This is a genomic window from Thermaurantiacus tibetensis (assembly GCF_015354055.1).
GTDB classification, from domain to species: Bacteria; Pseudomonadota; Alphaproteobacteria; order Sphingomonadales; family Sphingomonadaceae; genus Thermaurantiacus; species Thermaurantiacus tibetensis.
Genome location: NZ_JACHTM010000001.1, coordinates 294,605 through 306,807, shown reverse-complemented (window position 1 = coordinate 306,807; position 12,203 = coordinate 294,605). Strand labels below are relative to the sequence as shown.

Sequence of the window (12,203 nt, the reverse complement as noted above, 5' to 3'; positions counted from 1 at the left end):
GCGACCCGTCTTCGTCTGAGCAAAGCGCGGCTTGCCCGGCGCCGCGCTGCCGCTATGTCTCGGCGCGCAATGGCCGACGACAACCCGATCGAGCAGTTCCGCATCGCGCTCGAGGCCTGCGCGCGCGCGCTCGGCAGGCGGCCGGAACTGCAGCTCTCCTATACGGCCGACAAGCCGACGCTCTCCGGCGACAGCGCCCGCGTGCCGCAGCCCGGCCGCGCGTTCGCTCCCGAGCAGGTGGCCGAGGCCCGCGGCTGGGCCGACAGCTTCGCGCTTCGCCAGCGCCTGCACGACCCGCGCGCGCACGCCGCAGTCCCGGTGCCGCCGGGACTCGCCCGGGACCTTCTGAATGCCGCCGAGCAGGCCCGGATCGAGGCGGTCGGCGGGCGGGAGATGGCCGGCGTCCGGCAGAACCTCGAGCGGATGACCGAAACCCGGTTCCGCACCGACCCCATCGCCCGCGCCCGCACGGCGGAGGAGGTCCCCATGGCCTCGGCCATGCAGCTGATCGTTCGCGAGCGGCTCACTGGCGCTGCGCCGCCGCAAGCCGCGGCAGCCGCCGTCGCGCTGGTCCGCAGCCGCCTCGAGGAGCTGGCCGGGCCGCACCTCGACGCGCTTGCGGCCTGCCAGAACGACCAGGCCGCGTTTGCCGAGGCGTTCCTGAAGGTGCTCCACGACCTCGGGCTCGCCGACGACCCGGAGGCCGAGGTCGAGGAGCAGCCGCAGGAGGAGCAGGCGGCCGAGGGCGAGGAGGGTGCGCAGGAGGAGCAGCAGGCCGACGAGCAGGGCGCGGACTCGGGCGACTCCTCGATCGAGACGCGGAGCGAGGCAGACGCCGGCGACGAGGAACACGACGCCCGCGAGGTCGACCTCAACATGGACGACCTTGCCGACGCCGAGATGGGCGAGGAAGGCGAGGAGGGCATGATGCCCTGGCGGCCCAACCTGCCTGCGGAGAAGCTCCCGCCGGACTTCGACTACCGGGTCTTCACGCGCGAGTTCGACGAGGAGGTGGCGGCCGAGAGCCTGTGCGATGCCGAGGAGCTGACCCGGCTCAGGGGCTATCTCGACCAGCAGCTCGTCTCGCTCCAGGGCGCAGTCACCAAGCTTGCCAACCGGCTCCAGCGACGCCTGCTCGCCCAGCAGAACCGCGCCTGGGACTTCGACCAGGAGGAAGGCCTTCTTGATACCGCGCGGCTCACGCGCGTCGTCGTCAGCCCCGAGCACCCCCTCTCCTACAAGGTGGAGCGCGACACCGACTTCCGCGACACGGTGGTGACGCTTCTCATCGACAACTCGGGCTCGATGCGCGGCCGGCCCATCTCGATCGCCGCCATCTCCGCCGACATCCTCGCCCGCACGCTCGAACGCTGCGGGGTGAAGACCGAGATCCTCGGCTTCACCACCCGCGCCTGGAAGGGCGGCCAGAGCCGCGAGAAGTGGCTGGCCGCCGGCCGGCCCGGCAAGCCCGGCCGCCTCAACGATCTCCGCCACATCATCTACAAGGCCGCCGATGCGCCCTGGCGCCGGGCGCGACGCAACCTCGGGCTCATGATGCGCGAGGGGTTGCTCAAGGAGAACATCGACGGCGAGGCACTGCTCTGGGCCCACGAGCGGCTTCTCGCCCGCCCCGAGGACCGGCGGATCCTCATGGTCATCTCCGACGGCGCGCCCGTCGACGACTCGACGCTCTCGGTCAACTCCGGCAACTATCTCGAGCGCCACCTCCGGCAGGTGATCGGCTGGATCGAGAGCCGCTCGCCGGTCGAACTCATCGCCATCGGCATCGGCCACGACGTCACCCGCTACTACCGCCGCGCCGTCACCATCATGGATGCCGAGCAGCTGGGCGGCGCCATGGTGGACCAGCTTGCCCAGCTGTTCGAGGAAGACCGCCCGCCGCGCAGCCGGCGCTGACCGGTCCGGCGGCACCGACCAGCCGGGTTGCGCCGAGGATATTTCCAGGCACCGTGTAAGAATTTCTTACAACGCAGCGGCCCTCTCGCGGAAAGAGTCAAATGTCGTCAGATGGTTGCCAGCTTGCCATTCTTGGCACGCTTCTTGCACACTCATAGGTGGTCCCGCTTCGGGGACGAGGAGGAACCACATGAACCTGAAGCTTCTCGCGGCAGCCGGTGTGCTCGCGCTCGGCACTGCCGGCGCCAATGCCGCTGCCATCATCACCAACGGTACGATCGGCCTTGGTGTGAACAACGAAGGCCATCTCAACCTGTTCGGCGGCCCCGGCATCCCGCCGAGCGCCGGCGGCACTGCGGCCTATGGTCTCCGTGACCTGCGCACCGGCTTCGAGGCGACTGCGCCCGGCTGCCTGTGCGAGGGCTGGGGCATCTCGAACGGGCTTGCGGGCTGGACGGCCTCGGTCGACACCGGTGGCGTCTCGGTCACTCTCGTCAGCTTCGGCTCGACCGCCTCGACCGCGACCAGCGTCGTCACTGCGGGCAGCGTGTTCGAAGTGACCCACGCCTTCCAGCCATCGGCCTCGCCCGACCTCATGGAAGTCATCGTCACCATCAGGAACATCTCGGGCGGTGCGATTGCCAACACCCTCTATCGCCGCGGGATGGACTGGGACATCGAGCCGACCCCGTTCAGAGAGTATGTGACCATCGGCGGCACGGCGGCCGCGACGGCCGTCACCAGCGCCGTGAACAACGGCTTCTGCAACGTGAACCCGCTGTTCGGCTGCTTCCCGATCCTCCCCGGTGGAACGGGAGACTTCGTCGACCTCGGCCCGTCTGACCATGGCGCCAACTTCGACTTCAACTTCGGCCCGCTCGCCGATGGCGCCTCGGTCTCCTTCTCAATCTTCTACGGCGCCTCGCCGACGCAGGTCGCCGCGTTCAACGCCCTCAATGCCGTGGGCGCGGAAGTCTTCTCGCTCGGCAAGTCGAGCGACAACCTCGCCGGAACGCTCGCCGGCCGGTCGATCTTCATCTTCGGCTTCAAGGGCGTCGGTGGCACCGTGGTGCCTCCGGGGGGCGTCATCCCCGAGCCGGGCACCTGGGCGATGCTGATCGCCGGCTTCGGCATGGTGGGCTTCGCTGCCCGCCGCCGCCGGGCCGCGGTCGCCACGGCCTGACCTTTCGTCACGCGCGTCATGCAGGGGCGGGGCCGCGATCCCTCGGGATCGCGGCCCCTTTCCCGTTCAGGGCGTGCGCGCCACCACGGCAAGGATCCCTCCCCGAACCGCTCCAGCTTCGCCTGGCCAATGCCGGGAACCTGGAGAAGCAGGGCGCGTGATGTCGGCCGAAGCTCGGCGATTGCCCACAGCGTCCGGTCGGACAGGATCATGAACGCCGGCACATCATCGGCCTCGGCCTGGGCACGCCGCCACGCCCTGAGCGCCTCGAACAGGACGCTGCCCCCTGCCATGACGCGCGCCGGCGGCCGAAGCTGGTGCGCCCGCCTGGCCGGCGTCCAGTCGCGCGTCGGCAGCCGCACCCGCTCCTCGCCCTTCAGGATGCGCCGAGCCGGCCCGGCCAGGCGCAGCCCGCCATGTCCGGTGGCGCGCAACAGCGCGCCCCTCCCCTCGAGGGCCCGGCCGAGGCGAACCCATTGCGCTTCGTCGAGATCCCTGCCGATCCCGAACACCGACAGCCGGTCATGCCCCAGTCGCACCACCCGCTCGTCGGTCTCGCCGCGCAGCACCCTCGCCAGATGGACCAGACCGTACCGCTGCCCGGTGCGATACGCGGCAGAAAGAAGCTTCCGCGCGGCCTGCGTCACATCGACAAGCTCGGGCGGCGCGCAGCAGTTGTCGCAGTTGCCGCAGGGCGCGCGCGTCGGCTCCCCGAAATGGGCAAGGAGCAGGGAGCGCCGGCAGGTCGTGACCTCGGCGAGCGCCGCCATCTTCCTGACCTGCGCGATTTCGTGGCTCTTGCGGAAATGGTCCGCCTCGCCCTGCTCGATCCGGCGGATGGCGAGCGAAACGTCGGCCGGGCTCCAGAACAGCCGCGCAACCGCCGGCTCGCCGTCGCGCCCGGCCCGGCCGGTTTCCTGGTAATAGGCCTCGATCGACTTCGGCAGGCCCATGTGGGCGACGAAGCGGATGTCGGGCTTGTCGATCCCCATGCCGAACGCGATGGTCGCGCACATGACGGCCGCCTCGGCCCGCTGAAAGTCCCGCTGGTTTGCGGCCCGCACGTCAGCCGGCAACCCGGCATGATAGACGAGCACCTTGACCCCGGCCTCGCCCAGGCTCGCAGCGGCCTCCTCTGCACCCATGCGGGTCTGGCAGTAGACGATGCCCGGCACCGGACCCTGCGCCTTCACGAAGGCCAGAAGCTGCTCGGCCGGCCGGCGCTTCGCCTCGGCCTCGTAGCGGATGTTCGACCGGTCGAAGCCGGCCACCAGCAGACGGTCCGGCGCGATTCCAAGCTGCTCGCAGATGTCGGCGCGGGTGGTCGAATCCGCCGTTGCCGTGAGCGCCATGCGCGGCACGCCAGGCAGCAAGTCGAGGAAGGCGCGGAGCTTCCGGTAGTCGGGCCGGAAGTCATGCCCCCACTGGCTGACGCAGTGCGCCTCGTCGATCGCGACAAGGCTGACCGGGGCCTGCTGCACCAGCGCCCGGAAGCCGTCCGTCGCAGCGCGCTCGGGGGCGACATAGAGGAGATCGAGCTGGCCCGCGCGGAAGGCGCGGACCGTCGCGGCGCCATCTTCCGCCTGGCTGTTGAGCGCGCCGGCCCGCACGCCGGCCAGCTCGAGCGCGCGCACCTGGTCTGCCATCAGCGCGATGAGCGGGCTGACAACGATTCCGCAACCCGGCCGGCAGATGGCAGGAACCTGGTAGCAGAGCGACTTCCCGGCGCCGGTCGGCATGACGAGCGCAACATCCCGCCCCGCGATCACCTCGCCGATGACCTTCGCCTGGGGTCCGCGGAAATTCTCGAAGCCGAACACCGTGCGCAGGACTTCGAGGGGGTCGCGAACCATCGCGCACTTCTAGAGCAGGAAATCGGCGGCGAGGAAGGCGAAGAAGAAGCCGACGGCCCAGACCAGCGCGGAGAGCGCGAGCGTCGCCGCCGACAACCGCCGCAACCGGGCGCAGGCCCCGGCCTTCGCAGGGTCCGCCGGGCACGGCAGCCGCGCGGCGCGCCGGTGCGCGAGCAAGGCGGCGGCGAGCAGCAGCCCGGAGCCGGCGAACAGCCACGCCTTCCAGCGGCTGAGCGCCACCAGCCAAGGCGCTGCCGAGACGAGCCCGGCAAGCGCTGCCCCCAGCCCCAGCGTCACAAGGAGCGCCGGCAGCGCGCAGCAGAGAAGCGTCGATGCCGAGGCGAACAGGCTGAGCGCGGGCGCCAGCGTGTCGCGCCAGCCGAGCGCGCGCCCGGTCACGGCCGGGCCTCGCGGGTGATCGCGGCGACGGCATAGCCGGAGTCGGTGATGAGCCTGGCCAGCTGCGGGTCGGTCAGTGTCGCGCCGGGCCGAAGGGTGAGATGCACCTCGCCCCGGTCGAGATCGACATGCACCCGCTCCACGTCGGTGCGGCGCTTCATCATCGCTTCGATCGAGCGGGCGCAGAAGTCGCAGACAAGCCCGTTGACCTTCACGGTCACGAGCTGGGCCGGCGCGGCAGCGAGCGGGACGGAGAGTGCGGCAAGCACCGCGGCAACGAGGATGGCACGCATGGAATGACCTTTCAGAAGCGGAAGGTGGAATTGAGGATGAGCCCGCCGCTACCGGTCACGCCGGCCTCGAGCATGACGGTGCGATGGAAGACGCGGGCGACGAAGGCCGGCTCGACCCTGTTCCCGGCCGCGCTGTCGCGGCGAACCTGGCCGAACAGCCAGAGATGGACTCTGCCATAGCCGGCGAGCCAGGGCGCGAAGCCGGCGCGCAGCATCTCGATGTCGACGGTGGCGATGCCGTCGCCATGGCTCACCTCTGCCATGCCCATCAGCATGAGGCGGCGGGTCTCCCAGTCGCCCTGCACGCGGGCGAAGCCGCCGGGCCGCACCGCGCCCCCATCCCGCCAGGCGGCACCCCCGCCGCCCGTGAGATAGAGATTGGCCTGCGCCGCCGGCAGGTTCCAGCGCTGAACGAGCCAGGTCGCCTGGGCACCCGTCAGGGTCCAGTCGCCCTCGCGCATCCGGCGCGCGAAAAGCCCCGCCGACCAGTGCCGGCTGGGCGTGTAGTGGAGGAGGACGGAGCCCATGTCCGGGTTCCATTCCTGGATCGCCGTCCAGCCTCCGGGCCAGGAGACGGGGCGGGCGGGTGCCGGGCCCGAACCCAGCACCAGCGCGGCCGCAAGCGCGGCCGTTGCGGTTCGCATGTCATGTCCTTTCGCTGACGGAAACGGGGCCGCGCGGGGGCGCGGCCGGCTGCGTCAGGCGAAGGCGCGTGGCGGGTGAAAGGGGCCGGAGGCGTCGGTCCGTGCCAGTCGGGCCCCCGGGGGACGGCGCTGGGCCGTGCAGCTGGCAATCCGCTCCGCCAGCCCGCGCCCGGGCATCATGACACCGGGCAGGAGGCAGCCGCCGCTGCAGCCGTCGGGGCAGCAGGACGGACGCTCCGCCGCGTCGGCTGCTGCACTGGCGCCGTCGTCGTGGCAGCCGGCATCGGCAGTCATGGCTGGCGCGACCGGTTCGGCCAGCGCTATCGCCGGCGCGTGCAGGCTCGCCGCCGCAAGGCCAAGCAGCACGAGTAGGCTGACCAGAAGGCGCCGCATGAAGCAAGCTTATACCCAACCGGCGCTGCCGCGCAAACCGACGCTTCTGGCGCGCGGACCGGGCCGCGACTAGGAGCAGACGATGGATCTGCGCTTCCTCGACCGCGGCGACGGCGTGCGCCTCGCCCATGTGCTCACCCCGGGGCGCGGGCCGACCCTGGTGTTCCTGCCCGGCTACATGTCCGACATGGCCGGCACCAAGGCGCTCCACCTCGAGGCCTGGGCGAAGGCCTCGGGCCGGGCCTTCCTCCGGCTCGACTATTCGGGCTGCGGCGCCTCCGGGGGCGATTTCGCCCAAGGCACCATCCGCCGCTGGGCCGCAGACGCGCGCGCGGTCATCACCGCAGCCGTGCAGGGTCCGGTGGTGCTCGTCGGCTCGTCGATGGGCGGCTGGATCATGCTCCACCTCGCGCTCGCGCTGCCCGGCCGGGTGGCAGCGCTGGTCGGCATCGCTGCCGCGCCCGATTTCGTCCGCTGGGGCCTTGCGCTCTCCGAGGCCGAGCGGGCCGAGCTTGCCCGCGCCGGGGAAATCCGCCGCCCCTCGGCCTATGGCCCGGAGCCCTACCGCTACACTCGCGCGCTCATCGAGGACGGCGAGGCCGCCTGCCTGCTCGATCGCCCCATCCGCTTCGACGGCCCGGTCCGGCTGCTCCACGGCATGGCGGATGCGGACGTGCCCTTCGCCATCTCGCTTCGGCTGGCCGAAGCCCTCACCTCGACCGACGTGCGGGTCCATCTTGTGAAGGCGGGCGACCACCGCCTCTCCACCCCGGCCGATCTCGCCCTGCTCACCGCCACGCTCGAGGCCCTGCCATGATCCGCCCTGCCCTCCTCCTCGCCCTCGCTGCGGCCGCCCCGGCACAGGCGGAGGCGCCCGAGCGTACCTCCGCCGACCCCGAGATGGCCGCGCTCTACGAGGGCTGCGTCAATGCCATCGGCTCCAACCCGCAGCTTTCGGAGCAGTTCGCGCGTGCCTGGGCGGCCGAGCGCAATGGCGGGATTCCGGCGCGCCAGTGCCTCGGCCTCGCCCTCGTCGCCCAGGGCAGGCATGCGGAGGCTGCCCGCACGCTGGCCGACGCGGCACGCCTTGCCGAGCAGCTGAAGAACCCGCTGGTGCCCGAACTCTGGGGCCAGGCGGGGAATGCGCTGCTGCTGGCCGGCGATGCAGCAGGCGCCATCCAGCACTTCACGAGCGCCATTGCTGCCGCCGGGGACTTCGCTCCGCGCCTCGCCGCCGGCCTCCACCTCGATCGCGCCCGGGCGGCCGTCGAGGCGGGGGATCGCGCACTTGCCCGGCGCGACCTCGACCGCGCGCTGGCGCTCGTCCCCGACGACCTCCTTACCCTGCTCCTTTCGGCCGCGCTTGCCCGCCGCGAGGGCGATCTCGCCCGCGCCCAGCGCGAGATCGCCGCAGCCTCGGCGCGCGCCCCGTCCGACCCGGACGTGATGTTCGAGCAGGGGAACATCGCTGCTGCCAGCGGGGACGCAGCGACCGCGCGGCGGGTGTGGGAGATGGTCGTGAAGGCGGCGCCGGCAAGCGAGGCCGCGCGCCTCGCCCGGCAGCGCCTCGGCGACTAGCCCGGCCGCCTCAGAGCCTGCCGTCCATCACCATGAAGATGAAGGCGAGTTCCTCCGCCACCTCGCGCAGCCGCTCGAACCGGCCGGACTTGCCGCCATGGCCTGCGCCCATGTTGGTCTTGAGAAATATGGGGTTGCGGCTGCCGCTCTCGGCCCGGAGGCGCGCCACCCACTTGGCCGGCTCCCAGTAGGTGACGCGGGGGTCGTTGAGCCCGGCCGTCACCAGCAGCGCCGGATAGTCCTGCCGCTTCACCTGGTCATAGGGGGAAAGGGCAAGCAGGCGGTCGAAGGCGGCCGGGTCCTCGATGGGGTTGCCCCACTCGGGGAACTCGCCCGGGGTGAGCGGAAGCGTCGGGTCGAGCATGGTGTTGAGCACGTCGACGAACGGCACATGGGCGACGATGGCACGGAAGGTCTCCGGCGCCTGGGTCGCGACCACGCCCATCAGCCAGCCGCCCGCCGAGCCTCCGCTCGCCGAGGTCCGCTCGGGCGCGCCGAAGCCGGCCGCGTGCAGCGCCCGCGTGGCATCGACGAAGTCGTTGAACGTGTTGGCCTTCCGCTCGAGCTTGCCATCCAGGTACCAGGTGTAGCCCATGTCGTCGCCGCCGCGGGCATGGATGATGGCGTAGGCGAAGCCGCGGTCCACCATCGAGAGGCGCGAGGCAGAGAAGGCCGGCGGCGTGCCGATGCCATAGGCGCCGTAGCCGTACACGTGGAGCAGCCCGGAGCCATCCTTCCGATAGTCCTTCCTGTAGAGGACGGACACGGGCACCTTCACGCCGTCGCGCGCCGTCACCATCAGCCGCTCGCTCGCGTAGCGGGAGGGATCGTAGCCCGAGGGGATCTCCTGCACCTTGCGCACCGTCAGCCGGTCGGCGGCCACGTCATAGTCGTAGACCGTCTCCGGCGTGACCATCGAAGAATAGCCGAGGCGGAGCACCGGGGCGTCGGGCTCGGCATTGGTCCCGAGCGAGGCGGTGCGCACGGCTTCGGGGAATTCCACCCGGCGCACGCCGCCATCCGGGAAGAGGAGGGTCACCTGGTCGATCCCGTTCTCCCGTTCCTCGAGCGCGACATAGGATGTGAAGGCGACGAGCCCGCGGAGATACCGCGTCTGCGATCCCTCGATCATCGTGGTCCAGCGGCCGGGCTCGGCGACAGGCGCGGTCGCAAGGCGGAAGTTGGGGTGCGTGTCGTTGGCGAGGATGAACAGCGTATCGCCCCGGCTGTCCACCGAATAGCGCAGGCCCGGCTGAAACGGCCGCACCAGCCGCGCCGGGCCTTCGGGGTTGGCAGCATCCAGCAGGCGCACGTCGTTCGCGCCCGACTCGCTCGTCACGATCAGGAGGAAGCGCCGGTCCTGGGTGGAGTCGACCGAGACCCAGCGCGTCGTCTCTTCCCTGTGAAGGACTGGGTCATTGCCCGGCGCGCTGCCCAGCCGGTAGAGCCGCACGCGGTCGGGCCGCCATTCGGCGCTCGCCTGCGTCCAAACCAGGCCCTTCGAGTCGGCGGTCCACACCGGCTGGCCCAGGCTGTCGGGCGCGACCGTCACGATGTCCCGCCCCGAGGCGAGGTCGCGGATCCTGAGCTCGAAGCGCTCGTCGCCGCTGGTATCAGCCGACCAGGCCAGCAGCCGGCCATCCGGAGAGACCGCGAAGGCTCCGAGGCGGAAGTAGGCCTTGCCGTCCGCAAGCGCGGGTTCCGAGAGGATGCGCACGGCCTCGCCGCCTTCCCGCGGCCGCCGGTACCAGTCGCGGTACTGGGCGCCGGGCTCGAACTTCCACCAGTAGAGGAAATCGCCGTCCGGGTAGGGAACGCTCTCGTCGTCCTCCCTGATGCGGCCCTTCAGTTCCTCGAACAGCGCCTCCTCGAGCATGGAGGAGCCGGCCATGCGGGCCTCGCGATAGGCATTCTCGGCCTCGAGATAGGCGAGGATCTCCGGGTCCGTCACCTTCGGGTAGCCGGGGTCGCGCAGCCAGCGATAGGGGTCGGGCACGCTGCGACCGTGCATCCGGGTCACGTGATCGACGCGGCGGGCGAGCGGGGCGGTCGGCGTGGCGCGCTGGTCCATGGCAAATCCCGGCGAGGGCGGAAGAAGGCCAAGCGGAGCGACGGCGGCCGCAACGAGAAGGTCGCGCCGGCGCGTGACGGGCGTTTCAGGCATGGGACGTCCATGCCGCTCCACGCGCCCGGCGGCAAGGTCGCACCCGCGCCGCGCCTCTTTCAACGGTAACATGTTTCGGCTATGAAGAAGTCGGTTTGGAGGGGGGCATGCTCCAGATCAGCCGGTCGGATGTCCGTTCGTCGCCGTTTCCGCACCTGGTCACGTCCAGGCTGCTGCCCGACGGTCTCTACGAAGCGCTCAAGGCGGACTGGCCGGACGGCGGAGACTTCGAGGCGGCCGCCAGCGAGACCGGAAGCGTCGGCAGCCGCGCGGGCAAGGGCACCGGCTTCGACATCTACCGCGGCGATACCGCCTACGACGCGCTCATCGCCCGCTCGGAGGCCTGGGCAGCGTTTGACGGCTGGATCAACTCGCCGGCCTTCGTCGAGACATATCTGGAGCTGTTCGGCGCCGACAGCGAGGCGATGGGCCTTGCGGCCGAGATCGACCCCGCCCGCTACGACCGCAGCTACATCGAGCCGCGCGCAACGCTCACCGAGCACGCGACGCTGGGCGAGAAGCTCGGCACGCTGACACGAAGGCTGACCCGGGGCCTGCGGTCCAAGGGCCCGGTCGACCTCTTCACCCGGCTCGACATCACCCGCTCGCTCGGCGGCTACGCCAAGCCGCCCCACTGCGACCGGCCCAACCGCCTCTGCTCGCTCATCGTCTACTTCAGCGACGCCGAGGCGACCGGGCTCGAGGGTGGAGAGCTGCTCATTTACAAGGCGAAGCGCGAGGTGCCGATCGTCGATGCCCCCCGTCACCCGCGCCCGGAGGAGGTGGAGGTGGTCGCTCGCCTCAAGCCGCGGGAAAACCAGGCCGTCTTCTTTCCCTGCTGCAACACGAGCTACCATGGGGTGGCCGCCGTGACCAGCCAGGGGGTGGCGCGCGACTTCCTCTACATCAACATTTCTGCCCGCACCGGCAGCCTCTGGTAGGGAGCCTCAGATCAGCGGCGGACGAGGACGAGCGCCGCCAGCACGAGGGCAGCGCCAGCGAGTTCAACGGGGCCCAGCCGCTCGCCGAAGGCGGCCATGCCGGCCAGCGCCGAGACGACCGGCTGGACGAGAAGCCCGAGTCCGACCACCGAGGCCGGAAGCCGGCCCGAGGCAAACACCATCAGCCCCTGCCCCAGGAGCTGCGAGGAGACGGCAAGCGCCACGACCGGCCGCCAGTCCCGGGGCCAGAAGGGGCCGCCCGCCACAAGGGCCGCCGGCAGCAGGAACAGGGCGGAGGCGAGCGTCGCGAGCGCGATGACGGTCGCGGTCGGGAACCGGTCGCGCATCCGCATCACGGCGAGCAGGTAGCCGGTGTAGAAGACGGCGGCGGCAAGGCTGAGAAGGTCTCCGAGCAGGTTCTCAGGCGAAAGGCCGGCGGAGCGCCCGAGGAGAAGCGCCGTGCCGAGACCGGCCATGAGGAGAGGCCCCAGCCGGCGCGGGTCTGCCCGCTCACGCCCGGCAAGAATGCCCCAGCCTGCGAGCATGAAGGCCGTGGTGTTGGCAAGGAGGGTGGCGTTGGCCGTCGTCGTCCGCACGATGCCGAGGTGCCAGACGGCAAGGTCGGCGGCGAAGAAGGCGCCCGCCGCCAGCCCTAGCCCCCAGGGCAGCGCGCCGGGCGCGCCTCGCCCGAGCCGAACGGCCAGGGCAAGGAGCACCGGGGCGGCAAGCGCCATCCGCCAGAAGGCCGAGGCAACCGGCGCCACGTCGGCAAGCCGCACGAGAAGCGGCCCGAAGGCAAGCAGGGTCGAGCCGAGGAGGAGGGCCGCAAGCGGCCACG

10 protein-coding genes and 2 pseudogenes are annotated in these 12,203 nt (G+C 71.2%); 5 read left to right on the top strand and 7 right to left on the bottom strand.

The window, feature by feature from the left end; all coding sequences use genetic code 11:
• The first annotated feature begins 69 nt into the window (after positions 1-69).
• The gene (gene cobT / locus H3H34_RS01540) at positions 70-1,917 is read left to right on the top strand and encodes a cobaltochelatase subunit CobT (protein WP_194743506.1); all 1,848 of its coding nucleotides are present in this window, start codon (positions 70-72) and stop codon (positions 1,915-1,917) included.
• 190 nt (positions 1,918-2,107) lie between these two features.
• Complete coding sequence (locus H3H34_RS13440; RefSeq protein ID WP_235945232.1) at positions 2,108-3,100, top strand: PEPxxWA-CTERM sorting domain-containing protein; 993 nt, start codon at positions 2,108-2,110, stop codon at positions 3,098-3,100.
• A gap of 155 nt (positions 3,101-3,255) precedes the next feature.
• Here H3H34_RS13440 and recQ read toward each other — a convergent pair.
• From recQ to H3H34_RS01510, 5 genes and pseudogenes are all read right to left on the bottom strand, one after another.
• Positions 3,256-4,953: pseudogene (recQ, locus tag H3H34_RS01530) on the bottom strand (DNA helicase RecQ); the annotation flags it as partial.
• A gap of 9 nt (positions 4,954-4,962) precedes the next feature.
• Positions 4,963-5,352 (bottom strand): hypothetical protein, encoded by a 390-nt coding sequence (locus H3H34_RS01525; RefSeq protein ID WP_194743505.1) that lies wholly within the window; start codon positions 5,350-5,352, stop codon positions 4,963-4,965.
• Positions 5,349-5,645, bottom strand: a complete 297-nt coding sequence (locus H3H34_RS01520) for a heavy-metal-associated domain-containing protein (protein WP_194743504.1) — start codon at positions 5,643-5,645, stop codon at positions 5,349-5,351. The genes H3H34_RS01525 and H3H34_RS01520 overlap by 4 nt, the downstream gene beginning before the upstream one ends.
• Positions 5,646-5,656: 11 nt before the next feature.
• The gene (locus H3H34_RS01515; protein WP_194743503.1) at positions 5,657-6,289 is read right to left on the bottom strand and encodes a hypothetical protein; all 633 of its coding nucleotides are present in this window, start codon (positions 6,287-6,289) and stop codon (positions 5,657-5,659) included.
• A gap of 54 nt (positions 6,290-6,343) precedes the next feature.
• Positions 6,344-6,682 carry a hypothetical protein gene (locus H3H34_RS01510; RefSeq protein WP_194743502.1) on the bottom strand — a complete coding sequence of 113 codons (339 nt, stop codon included), beginning with the start codon at positions 6,680-6,682 and terminating at the stop codon, positions 6,344-6,346.
• 82 nt (positions 6,683-6,764) lie between these two features.
• Between H3H34_RS01510 and H3H34_RS01505 the strand changes: the two genes are divergently transcribed.
• Positions 6,765-7,499 carry an alpha/beta fold hydrolase gene (locus tag H3H34_RS01505; protein WP_194743501.1) on the top strand — a complete coding sequence of 245 codons (735 nt, stop codon included), beginning with the start codon at positions 6,765-6,767 and terminating at the stop codon, positions 7,497-7,499.
• The gene (locus H3H34_RS01500; protein WP_194743500.1) at positions 7,496-8,260 is read left to right on the top strand and encodes a tetratricopeptide repeat protein; all 765 of its coding nucleotides are present in this window, start codon (positions 7,496-7,498) and stop codon (positions 8,258-8,260) included. The genes H3H34_RS01505 and H3H34_RS01500 overlap by 4 nt, the downstream gene beginning before the upstream one ends.
• A 10-nt stretch (positions 8,261-8,270) precedes the next feature.
• On the opposite strand, the gene H3H34_RS01495 is transcribed toward H3H34_RS01500, so the two are convergent.
• The gene (locus H3H34_RS01495) at positions 8,271-10,331 is read right to left on the bottom strand and encodes a S9 family peptidase (protein ID WP_194744047.1); all 2,061 of its coding nucleotides are present in this window, start codon (positions 10,329-10,331) and stop codon (positions 8,271-8,273) included.
• A 200-nt stretch (positions 10,332-10,531) separates the two neighbouring features.
• Between H3H34_RS01495 and H3H34_RS01490 the strand changes: the two genes are divergently transcribed.
• The gene (locus H3H34_RS01490; protein WP_194743499.1) at positions 10,532-11,365 is read left to right on the top strand and encodes a 2OG-Fe(II) oxygenase; all 834 of its coding nucleotides are present in this window, start codon (positions 10,532-10,534) and stop codon (positions 11,363-11,365) included.
• A gap of 11 nt (positions 11,366-11,376) precedes the next feature.
• Here H3H34_RS01490 and H3H34_RS14095 read toward each other — a convergent pair.
• Positions 11,377-12,183, bottom strand: a pseudogene (locus tag H3H34_RS14095) (DMT family transporter); the annotation flags it as partial.
• Positions 12,184-12,203: the final 20 nt, after the last annotated feature.